The organism is Moritella sp. 24, assembly GCF_018219155.1.
Lineage (GTDB): Bacteria > Pseudomonadota > Gammaproteobacteria > Enterobacterales > Moritellaceae > Moritella.
In genome coordinates this window covers 2229712-2255525 of sequence record NZ_CP056123.1, presented here as the reverse complement: position 1 = coordinate 2255525, position 25814 = coordinate 2229712, and the positions used below count along the sequence as shown (strand labels likewise).

Annotated in this window: 16 protein-coding genes; 6 read left to right on the top strand and 10 right to left on the bottom strand. The window is 37.6% G+C overall.

Annotation, left to right across the window (positions count from 1 at the left end; genetic code table 11):
- Window positions 1–370: 370 nt before the first annotated feature.
- Window positions 371–2008, bottom strand: a complete 1638-nt coding sequence (gene pgm, locus HWV00_RS10065; protein WP_211686130.1) for a phosphoglucomutase (alpha-D-glucose-1,6-bisphosphate-dependent) — start codon at window positions 2006–2008, stop codon at window positions 371–373.
- Window positions 2009–2257: 249 nt separating this feature from the next.
- Here pgm and HWV00_RS10060 point away from each other — a divergent pair, with 249 nt between their 5' ends.
- Window positions 2258–2539, top strand: coding sequence for a peptidylprolyl isomerase (locus HWV00_RS10060; protein ID WP_211686128.1), 282 nt, complete (start codon window positions 2258–2260; stop codon window positions 2537–2539).
- 102 nt (window positions 2540–2641) lie between these two features.
- Here the strand turns inward: HWV00_RS10060 and HWV00_RS10055 are convergent, their stop codons facing one another.
- Window positions 2642–3310, bottom strand: coding sequence for a thioredoxin domain-containing protein (locus HWV00_RS10055; protein ID WP_211686126.1), 669 nt, complete (start codon window positions 3308–3310; stop codon window positions 2642–2644).
- A gap of 375 nt (window positions 3311–3685) precedes the next feature.
- Here HWV00_RS10055 and HWV00_RS10050 point away from each other — a divergent pair, with 375 nt between their 5' ends.
- Window positions 3686–6343 carry a beta-N-acetylhexosaminidase gene (locus HWV00_RS10050; RefSeq protein WP_211686124.1) on the top strand — a complete coding sequence of 886 codons (2658 nt, stop codon included), beginning with the start codon at window positions 3686–3688 and terminating at the stop codon, window positions 6341–6343.
- Between the two features lie 84 nt (window positions 6344–6427).
- Here the strand turns inward: HWV00_RS10050 and HWV00_RS10045 are convergent, their stop codons facing one another.
- Window positions 6428–8209: an ABC transporter transmembrane domain-containing protein gene (locus HWV00_RS10045; RefSeq protein ID WP_211686122.1), complete on the bottom strand. Its 1782-nt coding sequence runs from the start codon at window positions 8207–8209 to the stop codon at window positions 6428–6430.
- Entirely contained in the window at window positions 8190–10025 is a 1836-nt protein-coding gene (locus HWV00_RS10040; protein ID WP_255555008.1) for a diguanylate cyclase, read from the bottom strand. The genes HWV00_RS10045 and HWV00_RS10040 overlap by 20 nt, the downstream gene beginning before the upstream one ends.
- Before the next feature lie 314 nt (window positions 10026–10339).
- On the opposite strand from HWV00_RS10040, the gene HWV00_RS10035 reads away from it, so the two are divergent.
- Window positions 10340–10795 carry a TerB family tellurite resistance protein gene (locus HWV00_RS10035; protein ID WP_211686120.1) on the top strand — a complete coding sequence of 152 codons (456 nt, stop codon included), beginning with the start codon at window positions 10340–10342 and terminating at the stop codon, window positions 10793–10795.
- Window positions 10796–11301: 506 nt separating this feature from the next.
- Complete coding sequence (locus HWV00_RS10030; protein ID WP_211686118.1) at window positions 11302–12954, top strand: chitinase; 1653 nt, start codon at window positions 11302–11304, stop codon at window positions 12952–12954.
- 1358 nt (window positions 12955–14312) lie between these two features.
- Here the strand turns inward: HWV00_RS10030 and HWV00_RS10025 are convergent.
- The 4 genes from HWV00_RS10025 to HWV00_RS10010 form a co-directional block, all read right to left on the bottom strand.
- Window positions 14313–14573, bottom strand: a complete 261-nt coding sequence (locus HWV00_RS10025) for a Txe/YoeB family addiction module toxin (RefSeq protein ID WP_211686116.1) — start codon at window positions 14571–14573, stop codon at window positions 14313–14315.
- Entirely contained in the window at window positions 14570–14821 is a 252-nt protein-coding gene (locus HWV00_RS10020) for a type II toxin-antitoxin system Phd/YefM family antitoxin (RefSeq protein WP_012551877.1), read from the bottom strand. The genes HWV00_RS10025 and HWV00_RS10020 overlap by 4 nt, the downstream gene beginning before the upstream one ends.
- Before the next feature lie 131 nt (window positions 14822–14952).
- The gene (locus HWV00_RS10015) at window positions 14953–16632 is read right to left on the bottom strand and encodes a methyl-accepting chemotaxis protein (RefSeq protein WP_211686114.1); all 1680 of its coding nucleotides are present in this window, start codon (window positions 16630–16632) and stop codon (window positions 14953–14955) included.
- 305 nt (window positions 16633–16937) lie between these two features.
- Window positions 16938–17990, bottom strand: coding sequence for an alkene reductase (locus HWV00_RS10010; protein ID WP_211686112.1), 1053 nt, complete (start codon window positions 17988–17990; stop codon window positions 16938–16940).
- A gap of 181 nt (window positions 17991–18171) precedes the next feature.
- On the opposite strand from HWV00_RS10010, the gene HWV00_RS10005 reads away from it, so the two are divergent.
- Together HWV00_RS10005 and glnD are read left to right on the top strand one after the other, a co-directional pair.
- A complete protein-coding gene (locus tag HWV00_RS10005; RefSeq protein ID WP_211686110.1) occupies window positions 18172–18753 on the top strand; it encodes a TetR/AcrR family transcriptional regulator in 582 nt (193 codons plus the stop codon).
- A gap of 409 nt (window positions 18754–19162) precedes the next feature.
- A complete protein-coding gene (gene glnD, locus HWV00_RS10000) occupies window positions 19163–21739 on the top strand; it encodes a [protein-PII] uridylyltransferase (RefSeq protein WP_255555007.1) in 2577 nt (858 codons plus the stop codon).
- A 160-nt stretch (window positions 21740–21899) separates the two neighbouring features.
- Here the strand turns inward: glnD and HWV00_RS09995 are convergent, their stop codons facing one another.
- Complete coding sequence (locus HWV00_RS09995; protein ID WP_211686108.1) at window positions 21900–23096, bottom strand: hypothetical protein; 1197 nt, start codon at window positions 23094–23096, stop codon at window positions 21900–21902.
- A gap of 405 nt (window positions 23097–23501) precedes the next feature.
- Window positions 23502–25652, bottom strand: a complete 2151-nt coding sequence (locus tag HWV00_RS09990; protein WP_211686106.1) for a hypothetical protein — start codon at window positions 25650–25652, stop codon at window positions 23502–23504.
- Between the last annotated feature and the right edge of the window lie 162 nt (window positions 25653–25814).

Here is a 25814-nt window from a genome sequence, read left to right as displayed (position 1 = left end):
AGTAATCTAAATTGACAGTCGTACTCAGATGGGGATATTACGCGATTTCTCATAACATTAACAGCGCTATTTGTTTGTTATATTGTTAAAAACACGCTGAAAATAGAGGGTTTACTCTTCGTTGATCTAAATCAATTATTTGAGGCCTAAAAATATATTTTTTACCTCCGAGTTGATAAGGATCAATCAAAAATAGCAATGAAAGCGACGTTGAATACATGACACTCTGTGTGCACATCTATAAAAATATCTAATAGTGTATAGCGGTGGTTAATGCCTTGTTAATAAAAAAGGCTAATTACCCTTTAAAATTCAAAGAGTGAATCAGCCTTTTCGTATTAATTGTTATTTAACTTAGCGAGCGAAGTCTCTACGCTTTAAGCGCAGCAGACACAATTTCTTGTGCTTCACTTAAAATAAGAGCCAGATGTGCTTCATCTTTAAAGCTTTCTGCGTAAATTTTGTAGATAGCTTCTGTACCTGAAGGGCGTGCAGCAAACCAACCATTTTCAGTTGTTACTTTCAAACCACCAATTTTGCCATCATTACCCGGTGCATTGGTTAATTTAGCCGTGATTTTTTCGCCTGCAAGTGTTTCAGCTTGAACAAGTTCAGGAGATAAGTTTGAAAGAATTGCTTTTTCTTCAAATGACGCTGGCGCATCAATACGGTTATATACCGGAGAACCAAATTCTTCTGTTAGGTCTGCATAAAGTTGTGCAGGATCTTTACCCGTAACAGCAAGAATCTCGGCAGACAATAACGCAAGAATAATACCGTCTTTATCCGTTGTCCAAACAGTACCATTTTTACGTAAGAAAGATGCACCGGCACTTTCTTCACCGCCAAAACCAAAATCGGCAGTGTGTAAACCATCAACAAACCATTTAAAGCCAACTGGTACTTCACACATTGGACGTTCAATTTTTGCCGCTACGCGATCAATCATCGAACTTGAAACCAGTGTTTTACCCACTTTTGCATTTACTGGCCAATCTTTACGGTTGTTAAACAGGTATTGAATTGCAACAGCAAGGTAATGGTTTGGGTTCATTAAACCACTTTTAGTAACAATACCGTGACGGTCATAATCAGGATCGTTACCAATCGCGATGTCAAAATCATCTTTTAGACCAATCAAGCTAGCCATCGCGTATGGCGATGAGCAATCCATGCGGATCTTGCCATCTTTATCTAGGCACATAAATGAGAAGCTTGGGTCAACACGATCGTTTACCACTTCAATGTTTAAATTATACTTGGCTGCAATCACATCCCAATATGCAAAACCAGAGCCACCTAGTGTATCAACACCGATTTTGATACCAGCGTCTGCAATTGCTTTAAGGTTTAATACGTTTTCTAGATCTGCAACATAACCTTCTACATAATCAATTTCTTGGTAGTGAGAAGACTGGATAGCAACTGCATAGCTAATACGCTTAACTGCAGTTAATCCTTCAGCAATGATGTCGTTAGCACGGTTTTCGATAATTTTAGTTACATCACCGTCAGCTGGACCACCATGCGGCGGATTATATTTAATACCACCATCTTGCGGGGGATTGTGAGAAGGTGTGATAACAATACCATCAGCTTGTGCAGTATTATTACTGTTATGAGTCAAAATAGCATGCGAGATCACCGGTGTTGGTGTAAAACCAGCATCAGACTGAACACGTACATCAACACCGTTAGCTACAAGCACTTCGATAGCAGAAATATTTGCTGGTTCAGATAAAGCATGCGTATCTTTACCGATAAATAGTGGACCAGTAATGCCTTGTTCATGGCGATATTCAGCGATTGCTTGAGAAATAGCTAAGATATGATCTTCATTAAAAGATGAAGCAAATGCATTACCACGGTGACCAGATGTACCAAATGCTACACGTTCAGCAATTTTCGTTACATCAGGCTTGTTAATGTAATAATTAGAAACAAGTGCAGGGATATTACAAAGATCTGAGTTTAGTGCCTTTTGTCCGGCTCTTGGATGAACTGCCATGTGTGATTTTATCCTTAATAAAATGAAAGCGGTGATGAATTAAATTGTTACCAGTATACCTCTTATAAGATAACTTTGGCACATCCTTTCATTTGAAAGAATAATTTTTTACAAATAACTGGTCTAAACAGTTATTTTTGCGCTTTCTATAACCAGTAGGATTCACTTACTGATTAAGAGTGTAGTCAGTAGACGATTTGTTATGGTAAAATGGTGGATTATAAATTTTTATTTAGAGTCGAGTTAGTCATGGCGAGAACAGCTGCAGCATTGCATATTTTAGTTAAACACCAAGATAAAGCATACGAAATTTTAGAACAACTAGGAAAAGGTGCCAACTTCCAAAAGCTTGCTAAGTCACATTCCCTTTGCCCATCAGGCAAAAAGGATGGTGGTAACTTAGGTGAGTTCAGAAAAGGAGCGATGGTTCCTGCTTTCGATAAGGTTTGTTTCAATGCAGAAATTCTGACTCCACATCTTGTGAAGACTAAACATGGTTGGCACATTGTAAAGATTTTATACCGCACTTAATTTGTCTCTCATATTTTAATACAAATTATTTACAGCGTTAAGCTTATACAAAAAAGCCCTCAATCAAGTTGAGGGCTTTTTTTATACTTCGTTATTAAGCAATTATTCTGAATATGCTTTTTTTACTTCACTTGCAATAAGTGCTTTTAATGGCGCATCACCAAAAGTTTTCAGTGCAACACCGTTAACATAGAACGTCGGTGTCTTTAATACTTTAAGCGTTTTAGCATCTTGTGTATCTTGAGCTAAGTTTTCAGCGATTATGGCTTTCTTCATATCAATCTTAAGCTTTTCAATGTCAATGCCTGCGTCCTGCAGATATGGATACAATAGCTCTACATTAGCAGTATGATTTATTGCCCAACGACTTTGATTATATAGTGTCGTACTCAGCGCATCCCAGTATTTACCTTGCATTTTAGTCGCTTCTAATGCGGTAACAACTGGTCCTACGTTTTTATGAAATGCAACAGGTCGAACAATTAAGTTAACCTTGCCTTCATATTTCTTGATTTGGCTTTTAACGAGAGGGTAAAACGCACGGCAAGATTCACAAGCAGGATCAAAGAACTCAACGATAGTGACTTTCGCATTTTCATTACCAAAAATAAGCGCATGCTCACTATAGAGATACTGATCTATATTTTCATTTGAATCTGTAGGAGTAAGGAGAAGTGCACCTGTCACAATAGCAACACATAATATAGCGATTGTGATGATTTTATTTTGCTTTTTTGCAGCTAAACTTTTTTTTGTCGTTAATTTTTTCATAAATAGAACCTAAGTATAAAAGACGATGATGACTTGATCTAACATCAATATAGTACCTTAAGTACTTAATTGTATAAAGGTATTAACGTTTAGAGATCACATACCTTATCATTTCATACATTCCCCTGAAAACAAGTTAATTCACGCTAAAGATTAAGCTATTTGTAATTACATTAAACAATAGTTAAAGCTTCCATATGTATCTTTATTCATTCATTAACAATGACTTTAATCACATCGTTTTCACAAAAAACATTATAAAGGTGATTATCATCACAATGATTATAACTTTGGCTGGTAAATAAGTTGAGTTATTTTATATTGCGAAATAAGTTTATGAATTAAAACAGATTTGTCTCAAAGGAAGGTACGGATATGAATAAAACAGCAATTGCACTTGGATTAAGTATTGCTCTGGCTGGTTGTAGTACCACATCAGAAACGTCATCAACACAAGATACTGTCGATGCAATCGCCTCATCTATTCAAGTCACATACCAAGTAAATCAAAAGCTTGAAGGTGATAAATCTGCCACGTGTAAAGCGCTAGGTGCTGAGTGGGCGGCTTGTCAAGACTCAACAATTCAATTAACAAACAATGGTGTAGCGATTGATTCTGCTGATTGGGAAATCTACTTCCATAGTATCCGTCGAATCTTAGATGTAAAATCACCGGAATTTACCATTGAGCACATTAATGGTGATTTACATAAAATAACCCCGACAGCTGAATTCAAAGGATTCGCAGCAAACTCTACTATTGATGTTAATTTTATCGCTGAATACTGGTCACTATTTGAAACAGATGTCATCCCACGTTATTACGTGACTGCCGAAAATGCAGAAGCGAAAGTGATCGCAAATACCGATACAGAAAATATGTCAGATATTGTTAAGCCATTAATAGGTGAAAACCTGAAACGTCATGCTGGCGATAACAATATAGTCATGAATGCGAACACACGCTTTGATAAAAATGAAGCAACCTCACAACTGTCAATATCTACAATTGCTAACAAGATCCTACCGACACCTGTTTGGCAAGATGACATGGTGACGGGCAGTGCAGATCTAAGTGAAGGCATTCAAATCCATGCACCAGCGATGAATACAGCTTCACTTACTGCTATTACAAACCGACTTGAAAACTTTGGTGTCAATGTATCAGGTAAATATCCTGTCAATGTAACCATTGCGCCACTGAAACTTGAAAGTGAATATGCTAAATCAGGCGGTTACAGCCTCGATATTTCAGATAGCAGCGCGGAAATTACGGCCTTTGATAATGCTGGGGCACTTTACGCATTACAATCAATAGCATCGCTTATTCCATCTGATTTTTCATCAAATAAAACAATTTCCCAAGTCAGTGTGAAAGATGCTCCGAACTTTGAATATCGTGGCATGGAAGTTGATATTGCACGTAACTTCCACAGTAAAGAATCACTTTTACGCTTACTCGATCAAATGAGTGCGTACAAATTGAATAAATTTCATATACACCTAACAGATGATGAAGGCTGGCGATTAGCTATTCCTGATTTACCTGAACTAACCGATGTAGGTGCGCAACGTTGCCATGATTTAGCGGAGACAACGTGCTTATTACCACAGCTAGGATCTGGCCCAACAACAGATAACCGTGGATCAGGTTTTTTATCAAAAACAGATTATATAGAACTAATCAAATATGCAAACGCACGTAATATAGAAGTCATTCCAGAAATTGATATGCCAGCCCATGCACGAGCAGGTGTTGTTGCAATGGAAGCGCGTTATAACAAATACAAAGACTCTGATTTAGTAAAAGCTGAAGAGTATCGATTAGCAGATCCTGATGATAAATCGGTTTACACGACGATTCAATTCTACAATGACGGTATCTTAAATCCTTGTATAGATTCAACATATAACTTTATTAGTAAAGTTATATCAGAAGTTCAGTCTATGCACCAAGAAGCAGGCCAACCATTAAAGACCTGGCATATGGGTGGGGATGAAGCAAAAAATATTCACCTCGGAAATGGCTATGAGCAAACAGGCGGAACAACGGGTTGGAAAGGCGATATGGACCTAACCAAGCAGACTATGCCTTGGGCTAAGTCACCGCAATGTGTTGCTCAAATTGCCGCAGACGATAGTTTAGAAACAACACACGACCTCGGTCCACTCTTTGTGAAGAAGGTGGCAAATATAATCGCCGCTGCTGGAATTGAAAAAACTCAACTTTGGCAAGATGGACTGAAAGATGTCGATGCTAAAAATTTACCATTAACGGCAGTTGCAAATGTTTGGGAAACCTTATACTGGGGAGGTGCTAATACATCTAACCATATGACAGAAAAAGGTTTTGAGGTTGTTCAATCTCACCCAGATTACTTATATTTTGATTTCCCACATGAAGTGAATGCGAAAGAGCGTGGCTTCTATTGGGCAACGCGTTATACCGATACTAAAAAGGTATTCAAGTTTTCACCAAACAACTTACCTCAGAATGCTGAAACATCAAAAGACCGCGATGGTAATAACTTTAGTGTAAAAGGCGATACAGAAAACCGTGGCTACAATGGTATTTCAGGCCAGCTTTGGAGTGAAGTTGTACGTACTGATTCACAATTCGAATATATGGTTTTCCCACGTATTCTACCATTAGCTGAACGCGCATGGCATAAAGCATCCTGGGAACTTGATTATGTAAAAGATCGAGAGTTTAAAGGAGGTGAAACATCATTTGTTGATACTAAACTGCAACAGGCCGAATGGGTTCAATTTGCAAACATCCTTGGTCAACGTGAACTCGCTAAGATTGATCAAACAGGTATTCAATACCGTCTACCAGTACCCGGTGGTAAAATAGAAGCAGGTAAGCTGATCGCTAACGTGGAATTCCCTGGTTTAGAAGTGCAATACAGCACTGACTCTGGCGCATCGTGGGCAACATGGACAAAACCTATTGCCGCTACATCTGCAGAGTTAAGAACGGTATCACCTGATGGAAAACGCTTTAGTCGCGTGACAAGTGTGAATAATTAACACTTAATTTAAAATCGATAAAAATGAAAAGTAAGGAGGTACATACAGTCTTTTAAATTGACGGTATGCACCTCCTTTGTCATTTTAAGTAATGGCACTTTCGAACTGAAGTTCACAAAGGCGTTTGTATAACCTAGACTCGTTAAGTAGCTGGGCATGCGTACCTTGTGCAATGATTTGTCCTTTATCCATTAACAAAATAAGGTCTGCATTCACCACGGTTGATAATCGGTGAGCAATAATAAGTGTGGTTCTGTTTTGCATTAGTTTCTCAAGTGCCGCTTGGACATGATGCTCGCTTTCAGCATCCAATGCGCTAGTTGCTTCATCAAGTAATAACACTTCAGGGTCTTTCAAAATGGCACGGGCGAGGGCAACGCGTTGTTTCTGTCCACCTGAAAGTCGCACACCTTGTTCCCCTAAAAAGCTGTTATAACCTTCGGGAAGCTGTTCAATAAATTCATGTGCATGTGCTAATTTAGCCGCGTTAATAACCTCTTCATCAGTGGCACTTGGATTACCATAGCGGATATTATGCCAAACATCAGAACTAAATAAGACCGGGTGTTGTGGCACCATGCCCATACGCTGACGAACTTCATCAAGGTCAAGTTCGTTAATATTGATATTATTAAACAGTACATGACCTGATTGTGGATCATAGAAGCGTTGCAATAGCTCAAACAATGTTGTTTTACCAGCACCCGATGGACCAACTAACGCAATCACTTTACCCATTGGTATTTTTAGGTTTATTGATTGCAGGGCTGCAATACTAGGACGTGAAGGATAATAAAAATCGAGGTCTTTAAATTCAATAATAGTGCTATGTGATTTTTCAATTATCTTTGGATCTTCCGGTGTTTCAATTTCACTTGTTATATTAAGTAGCTCTAACAAGCGTGTTGCAGAACCCGCTGCGCGTTGTAGTTCACCGTAAACCTCTGATATTGTCGCTACAGACATTGCGACCATAATTGCATAGAAGACAAACGCACCTAACTCACCTCCGGTCATATTTCCTTCAAGTACGTCAGTACCACCAACCCATAACATGACACTAATTGCACTGAAAGTGAGAAAGATAACTATCGCAATTAAAAGTGAGCGTTGTTTAATTCTATTTTTTGCGACAGAGAATGCATTTTCAACCTCATTAGCAAAAGATGCTTTTTCTTGTTCTTCATGGGTATAGCTTTGAACAACCTTGATATTTTGAATTATTTCGCCGGCGTATGTACCAATATCAGCAATCGCATTTTGACTACTCGCAGCCAATACTCTCACTTTACGCCCATACACAAGAATAGGGATAAGAATAAACGGGACACATGCTACGACCCATAACGTAAGACCTAGGTTAGTGACTAACAGCATGATTAAACCACCAATTAACATGAGTACACTACGTAGTGCCATCGAGAATGATGAACCAATGATTGATTGCAGTAATGATGTATCCGTTGTTAATCGTGACATTATTTCGCCACTTCTATTTTCCTCAAAATAGCTAGGGTGTAGTTTAATTACCTGATTAAAAACGGCCTTCCTGATATCAGCACTTACACGTTCGCCTAACCAAGACATGAGATAAAAGCGACTGAATGTGCCAACCGCAAGCAATGTGATAAGTACAATCAATGCTAAAATTGCCGTTTTCAATTGAGACTCAGAACCTGCAATAAAACCATTATTAATGACAAACTTAACCCCTTGGCCAAGAGATAGGTTAACGCCAGCAGTCACTAACAATGCGAGTAGGGCGTAAAACACCATCAGCTTGTATGGTTTAATAAATGCAAAAATAGGTAATAAACTGGTAAATGCTTGCGTGTCATTTACCTTGTTAGAGAATATGTTCGACATTAACTAATCCTTGATCATTAAATTTCTCACAAATGGATTGTTCCACTTTATTTTTTGTTGTCTTTTTTGCTCTATACAGCGCGTTGTCAGCATCGTAAATTGTATTATCAACGCTAGAGCGTAACGCAGAAAATCCAATACTGACTGTTAACTGACAGCTTTTATGTTCTGATGTGATAACAGATGTTTCAATGCTACGTCTAAATTCGTCAAGGCGCTGCAGAGCCTGCTGTTCACAATCGGCATGAAATAAAACAGCAAACTCCTCACCACCATAGCGGGACGTAACAGCTTGATGATTAAAAAAGTGCTTCAGCATATTTGCAGTTTTAATAATGACGCGATCACCAAATAGGTGTCCATAGGTATCATTTATCACTTTGAAATCATCAATATCAATCATTGCAAGGTAGGTGTTTTCAGTTTTACGACGGATCTGGCAAGCCATTTGCTGACGTAAATACGCCTTATTCATTAGCTGTGTCATTGAATCTTCGCTCCGTATTTTTTGAGTCAGTAGCATATTAATCAATGCACTCTGTGCGTAGTTACGGAATATACGCATAAAGTGAAGATACCTTAAACTTGTGTTGGTCAGGTAAATAACTCCTAATATTTCGCCTTTATTATAAAGCGGGATCCGCGCGCAGCGTTCGTCGGGAAGAATGTCTGAAATGAGTGGGTTATTAATTTTTAATACTTGTACCTTATTACTCTTAATCTCTTGATATACAATGTCTTCATCTAAAGATATATCATAAATTGGTTCTTCAAATTTTTTATTGTAAGGGTTATAAACAAACAAGAAGAGTTTATCAAAGCTGAACAACTCTGCGACCATATGCGACAGCGACAGGTAAATATCTTCAAGCCTTGTTGATTCAGACAATACTTGTCCTTTACTGTGAATACGGTTAGATATAAACACCATTAATATAATAGTAATAAGAATCGACAATAAGGCGAGTGACACTGCGCCAATGCTAAATACTTTATATTTGATATCGGCATTACTGGCATTTGAAAGCAAGATCCAACCAAGTTGATTATCCTTGCTATATATACTCAATTTTTTCTGATTGTTATACGTATAGTTAATCGTTTTATCGGTATCTGTACCATTGTTGATATCCTGAAGAATAAGTGGCGTGACACTAATCGATTTTGTACTGATACGACTTGGATCTGGATGCATAACTATGTCGCCAGTTTTACGGTCAACCGCATAAACGTATCCATTCATTAATGTTTTAAGTAAAGATAATTTGTCATATAAACCCAGAATATCAAGCTCGAGAATCACGCGTGCCGTTTCGCCATTATCCAACTTGAGCAAACACACAATAGCAACTGTCCACCTTTGAGTCTGTTCGCTCTGATAAAGTGTTGAGATGAAGGGTTTCTCATCACTTATACCATTACTAAACCAAGGTCTGGATTTGATAGCCGTTAGATCAGAATTGTAGACATAGTTTGTCGCAAAGTATTCATTTGTTGATGTCAGAATACCGATTTCTAAGTATTTGTTTTCACTATCTAATAAATACTGAGCACTGTCTAAAAAGTCACTTATATCATAATTATATTTATACGTTTCACCCAGAAGGAATAATTGGTTTTTAACCGCTTTGACGTGCTGATTCAGGTATTCATTAGAAATATCCAGATTATTTTTAGCTTGTTGATATGTACTTTCTTTAATAAATTTATAGTCGGAATAGCCTATGTAGCTCAAACTAATTAAGATAAGAGCGATGAGTGGATAAAGCATCGAAATGAATAGTTTTGGCTGTAATTTTAAATACAAGATATTCACCTAAGTAAACGTATACGCGAGTGATGAGTTAAGAGTCCGATAAAATAGACTTATAATGTCATTAAGTAAGAAACCACTTATTATGTATTGATAATAACAAACATTATGCCTTATTTATTAATTAGATATAAAAAACAACTGTTTAGTCTCACAATTAATGCTTTATCATTAATGCGACAACACATATTTTAATGTGTAGATTGTCAATAAGGAGGAATACGAGTAGGGTGTCTATAACAACTTTTTATATTTAGTGTTGTCTATGTATAATATTCAAAATAATTATTTGTCATTTAAAAAGAGCGACCAATTTTATGTTCAATAAATTACAAGATCTATTTCAGCAACTGACAGATGGAACATCAGCGACAAGCGCATTTACAACAAAAGAATTTGAGCTATCCATGGCCGCGTTATTATGCGAAGTTGCGAATGCTGACAATATTAAAAGTGAATCAGAGAGCATCACAAAATCAAATCAACTTTCTTTATTGCTCAATGTGAATATTGAAAGAGCCAATGAGTTACTCGAAATAGCAGAAAAGGACAGTGAAGAAGCAGTATCTATTTATGAGTTCACATCCAAATTACGAAAAGCTGAATACAAGCATAAATTAGATCTGGTTGAATCCATGTGGCATGTTGCTTATGCAGATGGTGTACTTGATCCTTATGAAGAAGCGTTAATTAGGCAAGTGTCAGAGCTTATTTACATTACGCATACTGACTTTATTAAAGCTAAGTTAGCTGCATACCCAGAACCATTGTAATGAAAATTTAAAAACCATTCGTCAGTCGACGTTTGGTTTTATATGGAAAGCCCACCTTAATTTATCTTATTTTATCTAACGCTTGTAAATTCAACCATAGAACATCATATTTTATACAAGCAGCCAGCGAGCTGAATATTAAAAGCTACATTAGTATGAATTGTTGAATTATAACTTCACTTAGTTATCTTAAAGTAGTCGCAAATCCCAATATTCATCAACAGCATAACTCATTGTTATATATGCAATATGTATATCTATAAAATGCTCCGACCACTGACTGATCCGACCTTGTTTGTGATGATAGTTCACGCACAAATTTTGATAGCCCAATCGTTGACATGATATTTAGTTATGATAATTATGCATCATCCTGAAAATATGGCGTTGATTATTTAGCTTAATTTAAATAATTATATATTTTCTGGAATGGGATTTTTGGTTTTTATAAGGAACCGAAAGATGATGGATATATGCCTAGGATTGGCATTCTTTAAGGATAAATAATGTTTAAACGTACATTCCTATCTACTTTGATAGGCTATGCTGTTGTACTCAACAGCCATGCAATGAGCCCACAAGAAGACCCACTTAACCCAACCGGATTTATTGTTTCTCAATCAGAAATTCAAGCTGCAGAAGATGCTAAAACATTGGACCCTATGTATGATATTTGGGCTCAAGCTTTACGCACACAAACTAATACTGTGGTCGACGCTATTGAACCTGGTTTAGCTTCAAATCCAGATAATGTTAAACGCTTAGAACGTGTTTTCCCACAAGATGAATGGGACTTCTTAACGCAGATGGCAACGCCTGAATATACCTACACACGTTTACTACGCGCTGTTGGTAAATTCCCTGCATTTTGTGGTGAGTACACAGATGGCCGTAACTCAGATGCCATTTGTAAAAAATCAATCATTACTGCATTCGCTCACTTTTCACAAGAAACGGGCGGGCATATTGCTAAAGATAATATCTCAGACAACCCGCAAGCATTAGAAGAATGGCAACAAGCGCTTGTGCATGTTCGTGAAATGGGTTGGTCTGAAGGCCAAGAAGGCTATACAACAGGTTGTGGCCAAAATGATTGGCAAAATGCCCGCTGGCCATGTTCTGCAGGACAGGGTTATTTTGGTCGTGGTGCAAAACAACTTTCTTACCACTTTAACTACGGTATGTTCTCTGAAGTCATGTACGACGGTGATGCAACGGTACTGTTAGATAACCCTGGTTTAGTTGCTGATTCTTGGTTAAACCTTGCATCTGCTATTTGGTTCTTTTTAACCCCACAAGCACCAAAACCAGCAATGTTGCATGTTATTGACCGTACATGGTCTCCATCACAGCGCGAAGCGGATGCGGGGATTACCTATGGTTTCGGCACAACGATTAACGTGATTAATGGCGGCATTGAGTGTGGAGAGCAAAACAAAACTAAAGGTCAGCCAGTAAACCGAATTCGTTACTGGGAAGGGTTATCAGCACATTACCAAATACCTCTGGAGTCTGATGAGAAAAATACCTGTTACCAACAAACACCCTACAGCAGTATTAACCTGAATGGCGCAACCGATGTGCTGTATACAAACTGGGATGGTAACTGGAAGTATTACGCAGATCGTCCAGGTGGCGCTTCGTTTGAATGTGAGTTAGTTGGTTTTCAAACCGCTTATTCGGCTCTAGTACCAGGTGATTATGGAAAATGTGTAACAAACTTCTATGGTTCTCACGCTGGCTGGCCTGAAGTACGCATCGTACCTGACAGTGAAATACCTACAATACCAACTGAACCGACAGATCCCGGAGCAGGCGGTGTCACAGCTTGGGATGCTACTAAAGTTTATGCTTCGGCTGGTGAGCAAGTAAGTTATAAAGGGTCTATCTATGAAAGTAAGTGGTGGACACAAGGTGATTTACCAGACGCAGGTGGTCCATGGTTATTCATTAAGGCAGTAGCAACGACGCCAGCGAGTGTTATGTCTGCTGACACATCACCAACTAATTTCATCATTTGGGAACCGGGTGTATCTCAAGTCGCGAACGGTGACAAGGTAACAAATACAGGTAAGTGTTTCATTGCTAAAAATGGCCCAGGTGTTTGGGATACGCCAAAAATTTCTAACAGTTTATGGGACGAAATATCCTGTCGATAAGTTAGCATCTTTTATCTAAAGCAAAATGCCTCGTCAATTAACGGGGCATTTTTTATATTCCTAAAATAAGACCCGTGGATTGTGGTTCAATAGTTCAGACTTTAGGTTAATCAATGCAGCTAACGAACCAGAACCAGAAACAACAATATGATTGGGTCGTCATTATCTTTATATGTTTGGATATATTTGATTACATCATATTTTGGATAAAATATGATGTAATCATTTAGATGCATATCATATACTTTATGGTAAATAACCCATGTGTTAAATTGACAACATCCAAGCCAACAATCTCCATCATTATATGATCGTTCATTAGAATAGGGACTCCAATATATACTTACTACAAACTCTATTTAACATAATATACATTATGCGCAGTGTTGTATAAACCCAGATAGAAGCGTCTGGGTTGAAATTATCAGCATTAATATCAAAATCTAGTCACTGATGCTTCAACTTACTATCAAAAACTCGTGCGCTACGTAAAATCTGAAAAGTTTTACCAGTATTGTTACCGCAGATTTTACACAGCGCGTGTCATCTTTAGTCCTTTAATAACTAAAGCTTTATCTTATTTTTATTATTCAGCTATTTTAATCATGCCTGTATTTTTACATGGCCCAAATAAATATCTATCAGGATTACAATTATATTTTTTCAACGGTCATTACATTGAATCTGAGTTAGCTTTCCGTGTCATGTGGATGCACCATTGTTTACACAAAGATTTAAATCACGAACTTATCATTTTAAATTAAGAAAACTCACTCTATTAATTTTCATTTACAGCACTCAACTTAACCTAAACTGAACTGGCTATTCGATATGATCCTACTTGATATGCTTGATTGGCTTCAATTAACATCGGACTCATATTCAATTTCATATTGGCCAATCAATCAAAACTAAAATAGATTTGTTACTTATTGATGAATTAAATTCGCAGATAATTTATTGCAGTGACTAAACCAAACACCACATTAAATATATCTTTAGTTAACCTGAATCGATCCTACGCAAAATAAACGAGCTAGTTATTCTGATTACGAACTCAGATTTCACGTATCATCACATAAAAATGAAGTTTTAATTGAGTTAACTATCAATAAGTCTCTAAAAGTGCTGATTTTACGACCCTCTAATTTTAACTGTATATATATACAGTTATTTTTATTACCCCGTAAAATAGAGACTTTTAATGAGGATTCATAAAAACTAGGGCTGAATCCCCTATTCTATTTAGGCTTTTTACAGCTAAGACGATATAGCTAGAATGGAAGGTCAAAACATACAGAGCGTATGAGTGATAAAAGAATGAATTTTGATGATGTATTCATTAACTCAATTTCAAATTAATAGTGATAACGACAAGAAATAATCGTTAAATGTGTGTCATTAACAGCATAAACTAACCTATTGGTATCGTCGATTCTACGTGACCAAAAACCAGCTAGATTTTCTTTCAAAGGCTCAGGTTTGCCAATCCCTTCGAATGCCGAACGCTTAGTATCTGTGATTAACCTATTAATTCGTTTAAGTGTTTTCTTGTCTTGACCCTGCCAATACAAGTAATCACTCCATGCTTCGTCAGTCCAAGCTAACATTCGGCTCATTCAAGCAAGCCTCTTTCTGTCGTTTGACCAGCATTGTATTGAGCGATTGATTTATTTAGATGCGCAGCATTAGCTGGAGAACGAGATAAATAGATCGTTTCCATTAAACTATTGTAATAGTCCATAGACATTACTACAGCATCTTCAGAATCTCGACGAGTGATAACAGTGCAGTCAGCATCATTAACCACGCCATCAAGAACAGATTTAAGGCCATTTCGGGCTTCAGTAAAAGAAACTATACGCATAATTACCTCTTTGTTGAGTTGTACTTAATATTGAACAAGTTTAACTCATACAGACTAAATGTACAATATGTTGTACATGTAATTAAAGGGCAGTCATCATTAGATATCCCGTCTAGTATTCTTGATCTCAGCTACTTCAACTTAAAATAACTAATCGAACTTAATAACTCCTTGCTAAGATCTGATAAAGAAGACGCTGAAGACATGGATACTTGAGCGCGGTTTGTATTTTCTCCAGATACTTGATTAACATCGTTAACATTAGCCTGTATCTCATCAAGTGTATTCGTCTGAAGAAAAGACGCTGCCGATGTGTCCTTAGCAATATCCTTGATTTGATTAACGGATATATTAATTTCATCAATGGCATTACCTGCATTCGATACATGCTTCACACTTTCCAGTGATTTGGTATGACTGCTATTGATTGTAGATACTGCGACTAACGTACTTTTCTTAAGTGTTTCAATCGTTAATTGAATTTCTGCCGTCGAGTCTTGAGTTCGCTTCGCTAAATTTCTAACCTCATCTGCAACAACTGCAAACCCTCGACCTTGTTCGCCAGCACGTGCAGCTTCAATGGCGGCATTCAATGCAAGTAGATTAGTTTGCTCGGCTATACTCTTAATAACCTCAAGAATACTTGTTATATTGTCAGCTTCAGTATCCAATTTTTGAATAGCAGATACTGAGTTTTCAATTTCGCTGGCTAAACTTTCAATCGACTCAATTGTTTCATTAACGATAACTTTCCCTTTCACTGCCGATTCAATCGCATTATCTGATTTATTCAGTGCGCCATCAGCATGTTCAGACACTTGCGTTGAAACCGAATAAAGTGCTTCTACAGAGTTAGACAGCTTGGTCATTTGTGAATGTTGAAACTCGGCATCATCAATTCTTTGTTTATTATCACTAAGCAATCCATCAGTTGATTCGTTTAGATTATTAGCCAGTGAAGTAACAGATCTAAAAATACTGTTTAAGTTATTATTCATGCTGAATACTGACCTTTTGATTTCGCTTATTTCATCACGGTTTTCTCCAACAGCAATGGTTCGACTCAAATCACCTTTAGCGAGGCAGTGCGTCACAGATACTATCGACTGTAAATCTGTCTTTAGTTTTCGAAGCATGAACAAAGAAATTATAATAACGATGAAGAAAATACTAATAGCTACAATCATCGATTGAATGGCGATTTTGTTTTGAGCTGCGATAATTCTATCCGATCGTATGCTAACCAACTCATCATGCATCTTGTTGATGGTATCAATAGACTCAGTAACAGGTGAAAACGCAAGGTTAGCGGCCTTCTCTGCTTTTTTTCTAACGACAAAAGTTGCTTTAGTTAACCAAACATTGGTTAATGTTGATAACGATGAATTAAGGTGTTCAGCTCGTGTTATCAACTGATCTCTGGTATCAAATACGCCATTTTCTTGGCTGAGGTTCAGTACAGAATTCCACTCATTTTCCAGTGCGTTACTTGCCGTCAATAAAGTAGTAACGTAATCCTTGAGCAGTGTTTCAACATGAGCAGTCGCGGCCTCTAGCTCTTCTTGTTCTACAGCCCTCGCTGAAAACTTCATCCCTATTTCTTCAGAAAACTTATAAGCTTTAAGAATATCTTTCCACTTATTATTGGTATTCGCATAAAACTGTCTGATTTCAGAATCCAAGACAATATTCTCAACAACGGTTCGGCTATTTACGATGAGGTTTACAGAAATGAATAGCAATGAACACAGTAACACTATGACAAGGCTTGAAATTTTAAATGAGAGCGTTAAGTTTTTAAGTGAGTTCAAGCTAAATCCCTGCTGTCTAATTAATAATGTAGAAAAGATGATTTATAGATCAATATTTGACAACCATCTCAGTTTATATATTTTTATAAACCCTACATCACGTATAGAAATAATAGAAGTGATTTCAACCAAAAATGCTTTGTTGAATGTGATTTACGCAGCTTTATACTCACAAATAAATAACAAAATAGATACATCAACAGAAATGTCGATAACTAGTAGTATTAACAAATGGTTTCATGTAAAAAGGGCTAACACAATGCTAGCCCTTTAAAAATGATTTAACAAATAGCCAACATTAACGGTTAAGCAAGGATCGTCAACATCGCATCTGAATACTCAACTAATTCCTTACCATCTCGAACACGCTCGACATAGTCAGGGTTAGCAATAAATGGTCTACCTATCGCCAGAAGATCAAATTTACCTTCCGCAATCGCTTTGCTGCCGGCTTCAGCAGTAAAGCTACCTACTCCAACTAATGTCTTGTTATAAATGCTGCGGACATAACTTGAAGCACGACCACCTAAATAATCAAACTCCATCGCATCATCGAAAACACCTATATGTAAGAAGGCTAAATCGCGTTTCTCAATCTCGGGAACAAGATAATCGAATACATCGCGGTCACGACTGTCACCAGCCATATTAAAGTATGCACCGGGTGATACACGCAGTGCTGTTCTGTCATTGCCGATTCGAGCAACGATAGCATCAACAACGTCGAGTGCGAAACGCGACATGTTTTCAGGTGTCTCACCATATTCATCGCTACGACGGTTGCTATCATGATGTAAGAATTGGTCAATTAAATAGCCGTTAGCACCGTGTATTTCAACACCATCAAATCCGGCATCGATAGCGTTTGCAGCTGCCTGAGAATAATCACTCACCAACTGAGTGATTTCTTCAATCGATAGAGCCTTTGGTATTTTATAAGTAAGCTCTCGCATTCTTGGCACCGTACCTTCAACTCCTACAGCAGAGGGAGCCATTACATAGGTACTACCAGTAGCTTGATAAAAGTGAGGATGCGCTACACGGCCCGTATGCCAAAGTTGCGCAAAAATTTTACCATCATTTTTATGAACTGCATCTGTGACAGTTCTCCAGCCATCAATTTGTGCAGGAGTAAAAATGCCTGGAGTGTTTGGATAGCCTTGACCATCAGGACGAATGATCACAGCTTCTGAAATAATTAAACCTGCTTCACTACGACGACCATAATAATCGGCCATATCTTGAGTTGGCACTAATTCATCATCAGCCATACAACGCGTCAGAGGTGCCATTAAAATGCGGTTTTTTAAAGATAAGGTCTTATTAAGTACGTACGTTTCAAATAGGTTATCAGTCATAGCAGCCTCTGTTTATTAATATTAAACGTTAATGATCTTTATTGAATGAGCGTTCAAGATATGCTTTATTGAATGATCATTCAAGAACTATTTTTGAATAAACGTTCAAATTTGATTATAATAAGGTCCATTTCATAATATGACTCAGATACAAAGAGTCCAAAAGAGCTGTAGATTAGCCATGCGAGTAGCTGAATTTGATAGAGAGAAAGTACTTAGATCTGCGATGACATCCTTTATGGATAAAGGTTATAGCAAGACAAGTATGCAAGATTTGAAAAAGGCCACTGGTTTACACCCCGGCTCTATCTATTGCGCATTTGAAAATAAGCGTGGTCTTCTTCTTGCCGCATTAGAGCAATACCGTCTAGATAGAAATACGGAGTTCACCGAGATTTTTACGGGTGAAAAGCCAGTATTGATTGAGCTTAAAGCCTATCTGGATCATATTGTTTTAGAATGTCAAAGCTGTGATGTGTCACGAGCCTGCTTATTGACGAAAGCATTGAATGAAGTCGCAGAACAAGATGAAGAAGTACGTGACATTATTACACTTCATTTAGCTAACTGGCAGCAAGCGATTACCCAAGTTTTACAAAAGGCAATTGATCAAAAAGAGATGATGGATGACCGAAACGCTGATTCACGTGCTCATTATCTGATGATGGGAATATATGGTTTAAGAACATTCGCCCACACACACCCTAAAGGCAATGTAATAAAGCAATTAGCTGAACAGCTTTATCAAGATGTATGTCGGTAATGCTTAGTAATTCAATATAGTATTACCAAGCATAGCTAAGGCTAGCAATTACATTCCTGAGATTACCGTAAACAGCCTCCATAGTCACAAAATCGCTATAAATATGCCCCATATATAGCAGGTTTGATACAAGTACCCTACCCTAATTAATTAGTGTTCTAACATTTAAGGGGATAATAATCCCACCGTAGCCTCCCATAAAAGCAGTAAATACAGTGTAATTGAATGATTTAGTTAGAGCTGTTATCATTTCAACTCTAACTATTGTAAGCAAGCTGTTGTGAGTGCGATTATTTGTCGCACTATACTGCTTACCAATAGTTTTTAGCAGTCGATTACAATGAGTCTGTTTTTAAAGGAATGCTTGCAGTTTAAATACGAGTTCAAGCGATTATAAAGGATGATTAACATGTCTCTCGTTTCAATGGAAACTTCAGGTGCAGAATTACGTCAACGCATTGCAGAGTTTGATCACGAGTTAAATCAAAAGTTTTATACTGACTCTATCCAATCATTAATGGAAAAAAGATCCGAGTTCTTTGATCAACTACTAACTGCACTTTGGTGTTCGTTTGAATTAAATCAGTCAGTTTTATCCATTAATGCAGTTGGAGGTTACGGCAGAAAAAGACTTCACCCTCAGTCAGATATAGACTTGGCAATTATTAGCGATGATGATTTATCCAAAGATGTCGAAGAGAAACTATCTTGTTTTGTCACTAAACTTTGGGATTTAGGGACAGATATAGGCCTGTCAGTTAGAACATTCCAAGAATCAATCCAATTGGCCGCAGAAGATATTACCATCGCGACAAACTTACTTGATATTCGCCCCTTACTGGGAAAATCCTCTCACGCTACAATGATTAAAGATGCACTTTTCCAAGATAACATTTGGACAAGTAAAGCGTTTTTCCATGCTAAGTTAGTCGAACAAGAAACTCGCCATGAACATGCCAAAAATACTGCGTTGTACTTAGAACCTAATTTAAAAAATAACCCTGGTGGCATGAGAGATGTGCAAACCATACATTGGATCGCACAAAAACACTTCTTAATTGATAATCCGAATACTATCGAATCGACTGGCTTTTTAACCTCGGATGAAACCTCTGAACTACTAGAATCTTACGACTTTGTTTGTCGAGTACGCTGGGCGCTACACTCAGTTGTTAAAAAACCACAAGAAATACTCTTATTTGATTATCAATTCGCGGTAGCTGAGTTTATGCGTTTCGGTGGCGATGACAATACCCAGCATGCGATTGAAAGTATGATGGGTTATTTATTTACAGCAATGACACGTATACGTGAATTGAATCAGATGCTTAGTGATTCTTTCCAATTCGATATTCTAAAACATCAGCCCAAGAAACCTGAACGTATTATTGATGAATACTTTATGGTTCGAAATAATTTAATTGAAGCAAGGTATAAAGAAGTTTTCATCGATAAACGCCAAGTATTAAGGGTGTTTTTATTGATTGCTAAACATAAAGATATTAATGGTATCGCACCAGAAACGCTCCGACTACTGAGGCAAACTAGGCGAATATTATTGGGTGAACTTAGCTGCTATCAAGGATGTAGAGAAGAGTTTGTTGCTCTATTACAGCAATCAAACGGGTTAAAAACATCACTCAGTTTAATGCACCGATATGGTATTTTAGCGTCTTATTTTTCGCATTGGCGACAGATAGAGGGCCAGATGCAATACGATATGCATAACGCCTACACAATTGATGAACATGCTTGTAAAGCCGTGCAAGCAATTGATAGTTTTAGTAGTGACTTTAATAAACAAAGCTTTATTTATAATGTAAACCAACAGGTTAAAGATCGAATGCCACTTATATTAGCAACACTTTGTCATCATATATCAGGTAAGCAAGCTGTTGAAAACAGTCAACTGAGTGCCATTATTGCCAAAGAGTTTGCTGACTTACATCAGTTAAAGAACTCAAGTGTTAAACTAGTTCATTGGTTAGTTGCAAATCAAGACCTTCTCATCGGAACCATCCAAGCTCAAGACATTACCGACCCAGATGTTATCAAGCAACTTGCTAAGCGTGTTGGTTCTTTGGAAAAATTGAACGCGCTTTACGTGTTTACTGTTGCAGATATGATCGCCACTAACGAGCAATATTGGAATGAGTGGCATGAATGCCAACTAAAACAGCTATATTTATCAGTCCGAGATGCGCTAAGGGAAGGCATAGAGAATATATTCGAAGTACGTACGCTTATCAGAGAAAACAAAAATGACGCGACAAGTAAGCTAACCGCTATGGGTTGGAGCACACAAGACATCGCATCGTTATGGTCCACTTTACCAAATCATTTTTTTAGTAGTAACAGTGTCGATGAAATTAATTGTATTACGGAGCAGATTTTAAAGGGCTCGGTGAAACAAGACATGATTTTCATTTCCGATAGTTTATCACCTAGTTCAACTTGCCTAATCGTTTATACAAAAGACAGACCTAAGCTTTTTGTAGATATATTCAATACCCTAGCAACTGCAAAACTAAAGATCAAAGATGCGCAAATTATGCAAACAAAAGACGGCATGGTATTAGAAGTGATCAAATTACTCGATAGCAAAAATGAACCGATAACGGAACAGTTTAGACTTGATAAGATTGTCACTCGTGTTAAAAAATCAATTAACAGTGAAATTTCATACAACAACTTATCGGCTCCAAGATTTGTGAAAAACTTTGAAAATACAACCGTTGTAGAGTTTTTGAAATCAAGTAAAAAGAATAAATCGCTACTAAAAATCAATACGTTAGATGATCCTAGCTATATGGAGGAAATCTGTTCTGTATTTTCACAAAGCGATTTAACCATTCATTCAGCTAAGATCAGTTCTCTTGGTGAGTCGACAGAGAACGTTTTTTTAATTTCCAAGAATAGCGGGGAACAAATCACCAATGCAGAACAAACACATTTAAATGAATTATTAGTATGTAGAATTGCGTAACACTCGCTCGCGTTTGTCTGAATACATAAGCAGACAAACGCAAGCCTATGTATTCAGTCAATATGAACTAGCTCCTTGTGATCGTATTAGCTTGATCGTAAAGGCTTATCGCAGAGCGAGCTTTAGTTCGGACTATCTTTTAATCGCGAGCTAGGGTTATTTAAAAATCTCGATTGTTCAATTCAATAAGTTGTAAAATTAAATCTCGCTTACCTTGAACGAAATCCATTCCTACTGCACCCGCAACATACTGAGTCATCTTCTCTCCGTGACTTTCCCTCGCGATCGGATTGTTTTCATCGTCCTCAAGGGAATACCAAGAATTAACCAAGTCAGTAAGTTTATTTACAAACCCTAAGTTTATATCTTTAACTACTTCAAGTTGTTCTATTGAACTAACCGCTTTATAAAAGCCAAGCCAGCGATTATGTGTCTTCACTCTTATAATTCTTTGCCCGCCTCTGTATAGCAAACTTGGGACACCAGCGAGTACAGTATTCATCGCGCCGCCAGCGATCTGAGAACCGCTTGTAGGAATACAAGGTATATTCAACGACATCACTTTGAGTCTTTCTTCGTCTAGGCTATAACCTTGAGTTGTTAATTTTTCAAGATACCCTGCGTGCGATTTCATATTATGCTTATTTGAAAACCCGCCAGCCTTATGCTTAGAGTAGTCGCCAAACATATCAACAACATCTCCTAACTTCGCTTTATGCTTAGATTTTATTTTGTGGAATAAACACAATACCTTGCCTTGACGAATACATTCACCGACACTTGATTTCCAGTACTCTGAAGTTGGCATAATATTCCCAGAAAACATGTTAGCCAATCTGCTAACGATGGGAAACGCATTGCCTTTATAATCAAATTTGATAACGATAGGTTCTTTCTTCTGCACTGCGATTCTAAAAAGATTCGCGATCGCAGCTTCTATATCGACACCTGTTAAGTTGAACATACCATGGAAACCAATGAGCTCACCATTCTTCTCCTTGACTCGGATATCAAAGTATCTAATTCCTAAATTAAATTGAGAAGTAAGATCCAAGACTTGAGTAACCGTACCTCCTTTCGCCCCTCTTCTGTGCCACCCTTTAAACGCATAGGTCAAGGCATCGTGCGCCCCTGGTAGTGTATAAGTTGCCAAAGGTCTGTCAGCGAGTTCGCCACCTCTATCAGATAGGCATTTTATCCAGTTATCTAATTTACCTACATCGACCCCATTCGTTCGATTTAGAATTCTTGGTCCGCGAAATCCGGTATTCATGTTACAGACCGTCTGAATCTGGTCGAGATTATCCCCATAAGTTAATTGAGCAGTTTCTAAATTGCTAAGGTTTTGATAGTTCATCGACGCTCCCTTATTTTTTGATCATTTGTATCTGTTATAAAAATATATTTATATTTTGGCTCCACCATTGAAGAAGTTTCATATTTTTAAATGGTGTTAAAATTATTATTCGTGAATAAAATTCAGCTTAATATGCTGCATATCACTTGATTGTTAATAAATTACACAGTTAAATGTTGCACATCAACACAATTAGTGTAAGAGATGTAAGGGATGTAATAAACGTAAGGGGAGCGGGATACGGGGCTTCTGCTAAAAGGTATGCGCTTAGAACTGATTTTTGATTCTGAGATAATACCGAGGTGTGTAACAAAAAAGCCCTCACTTCACTCTTATACACTTCTAACTAGAAAGAGTGCCTGAAGCTAGGGCTTTTTATAACATTCAATAAACTAAATTATACTTTTAGAAAGTCGCAAAGCTATTGTAACGCTTGCTAAACATATAGTAATTACCGTTATAAGCCTTCTTCAACAAACGAGTTTCCTTACCACACGATACACCGTTAAACGAAACGGATACGCCCGCAAATTTTCTGCCACTCTTATAACAAATTGTAGCGTCACGATTGTCATAAGTTAAGCGAACTGGTTCACCTACTACGCCATAATCCGCGTTAATAACTTGGAAGTTATCTTTGCTATAACCAACAATATCATTGATTGAGTTACGATCACCAATAGTACAGCTACTTTGATCTTCCGTTACAAAACCAAACTCTTGCGTCTTTTCAATGGCAAAGCGGCAAATGGTTTTATCACCATTTTTCGTCCATACAGTTAATGGGGTTTCAGTTTCAGCTAACGGGCCCCAACCAGCATTTTCTGGTAGGTAGTCAACAACAGGGTTAAGCGGTACATAATTGTAATTTCTACTCATTCCCCATGACTTGCCATTAAATGCAGTCATGCTTGAAGTACACTTATTATTTGTGCCTTTAAAACCAACACCTGAAAGCTGGTAGTCTGAGTCTGCATAACCGTTATAAACACAAACCTGAGCGAAACGATTATCTTGCTGAGTCACTTGAACAGACAAGTTTTCTGACGTTAGTCCCGGCGCTTCAAGATCGACAACCTGATAAGCGTTAGGTTCTGACGTAAAGCCTTTAACTTCTGCGACTGTGTTCGTCTCGCCAATACTACAAACATCTTCTTTTACAACACCAAGTAAAGTTCGAACTTGTAAGCCCTGTGTTGTGTATTGGAACTTACAGATAACACGCTCTTCATCTTTATAAGTGATAGTGGCAGGAAAGCGAACATTCCCTGAATCACTCCATACATTTGAATCAGGGAATGTTTTATTCACTTCTAGACGTTCTTCTTGATGTGCTTCTTCTTCAGCTACGTAACCATCTATAGTGGGATCATCTTGAAGGTTAAACTCTTCTTCCGATGAAATGCCTAACTCACCAGCTCTCACAATCAAGTTCACAGCGGTATCATGACCCTTTAATTTGCCATTAATAACAATTTTTGACGCTAAGGTATTCGTTTTAGCTGGTAGTGAAATGTAATCATCTTGTGCGTTTACGCTACCCACTCTTACTCGTGTTGAATCATAAATCATATTAAGACGTTCGAAACCGTCGAAAGAGGCGTTATTCTTTTTAAACAGGCGAATTTTATTACTGTCTTCGTCATATTCTAAAAAGAAATCATTTGTTTGTGATTTAATTTCACTGTTTGCAATTAACCCTTTTTCCCTTGCTTCATTGATCATATAGATCGCATGATTATCCCAACCGTAAGCCATCCCTGAGTCATGCTTAAAGCCCATTGAGTGCGCATTTTCATGACTAAAGAATGCGTATGCACCACTGTAATCAGGAATATCTATAATTTTATCAAGATGTGGGTTACCAATCGCTAACCACGAGCCACCAGATGTACCTGTTTTGTTGTGTGCTCTGTATTGCGTGGTGTCATTATCAGACACAGTATGAAACCATTTTGACCATGCGTTTCGACGAAGTTCATCGCGGCCATTTGTAAAGTATTCCATGTATCGATCATAGTTTGATGCCTGACCATACGTTGTTTTCAAGTTATCTTGAAGACTGTAATAGGCTTGAACTTGCTTCAGACTGACTGAATCATTGTACCCATTTGTGTTTGGTGTAAATAAAGGATTTGGATCCAGAAACGCAACTTGCTCTACCGAATATAAAGTGGTGTTATCTGCTCGAATAGTCATTTCAGTGAAAGGGTTTAGGAGTGTATCAATCGTAATACCTGTGCTGCCTAAGCTCAGGTTAATATCAGCAAACTTTCGCATGGTATTATTGGTGATTGTAAACACAAGGTCATTACCCTCTAGCCTTACGCCTGATATTGAGATGTCCTCATTGACCATAATCCCTTCTTTTCCAGTACGAACGATCTGTTCACTGCTCAGAATGCTAAATGATGGAGTATCCAACGCACTGTAAAGCATCTGTTCGGTACTGATGTTCTTTTTTACGACAGGCTGTACATCGTATCGCGCAAGCGCACTTGTAGAAAAACAGCATGCGATGGCTAATACAGTCATTACTTTTTTAGATTTAATCATCCGATATCCTTAATTCGTTAATTAAATGAATTCGGAATCAGTCTATAAGAGGCTGTTGTCTAAGGTAAAACGAAATGATGACGGACTGTCCTAATGCGGCACCTTCTTTAAATAAAAAAGGCACCGCATTGCTATATCCTTTAGCAGCTGTTAGCGTTAATC

What these genes read in the sequence shown, in the direction of transcription:
- HWV00_RS10025 (WP_211686116.1), bottom strand. Translation starts at nt 14,573, where the DNA reads ATGAGCCGAATGTTAGCTTGGACTGACGAAGCATGGAGTGATTACTTG.
- HWV00_RS10010 (WP_211686112.1), bottom strand. Translation starts at nt 17,990, where the DNA reads ATGACTGATAACCTATTTGAAACGTACGTACTTAATAAGACCTTATCT.
- HWV00_RS10060 (WP_211686128.1), top strand. Translation starts at nt 2,258, where the DNA reads ATGGCGAGAACAGCTGCAGCATTGCATATTTTAGTTAAACACCAAGAT.
- pgm (WP_211686130.1), bottom strand. Translation starts at nt 2,008, where the DNA reads ATGGCAGTTCATCCAAGAGCCGGACAAAAGGCACTAAACTCAGATCTT.
- HWV00_RS10055 (WP_211686126.1), bottom strand. Translation starts at nt 3,310, where the DNA reads ATGAAAAAATTAACGACAAAAAAAAGTTTAGCTGCAAAAAAGCAAAAT.
- HWV00_RS09990 (WP_211686106.1), bottom strand. Translation starts at nt 25,652, where the DNA reads ATGATTAAATCTAAAAAAGTAATGACTGTATTAGCCATCGCATGCTGT.
- HWV00_RS10030 (WP_211686118.1), top strand. Translation starts at nt 11,302, where the DNA reads ATGTTTAAACGTACATTCCTATCTACTTTGATAGGCTATGCTGTTGTA.
- HWV00_RS09995 (WP_211686108.1), bottom strand. Translation starts at nt 23,096, where the DNA reads ATGAACTATCAAAACCTTAGCAATTTAGAAACTGCTCAATTAACTTAT.
- HWV00_RS10045 (WP_211686122.1), bottom strand. Translation starts at nt 8,209, where the DNA reads ATGTCGAACATATTCTCTAACAAGGTAAATGACACGCAAGCATTTACC.
- glnD (WP_255555007.1), top strand. Translation starts at nt 19,163, where the DNA reads ATGTCTCTCGTTTCAATGGAAACTTCAGGTGCAGAATTACGTCAACGC.
- HWV00_RS10005 (WP_211686110.1), top strand. Translation starts at nt 18,172, where the DNA reads ATGCGAGTAGCTGAATTTGATAGAGAGAAAGTACTTAGATCTGCGATG.
- HWV00_RS10035 (WP_211686120.1), top strand. Translation starts at nt 10,340, where the DNA reads ATGTTCAATAAATTACAAGATCTATTTCAGCAACTGACAGATGGAACA.
- HWV00_RS10020 (WP_012551877.1), bottom strand. Translation starts at nt 14,821, where the DNA reads ATGCGTATAGTTTCTTTTACTGAAGCCCGAAATGGCCTTAAATCTGTT.
- HWV00_RS10050 (WP_211686124.1), top strand. Translation starts at nt 3,686, where the DNA reads ATGAATAAAACAGCAATTGCACTTGGATTAAGTATTGCTCTGGCTGGT.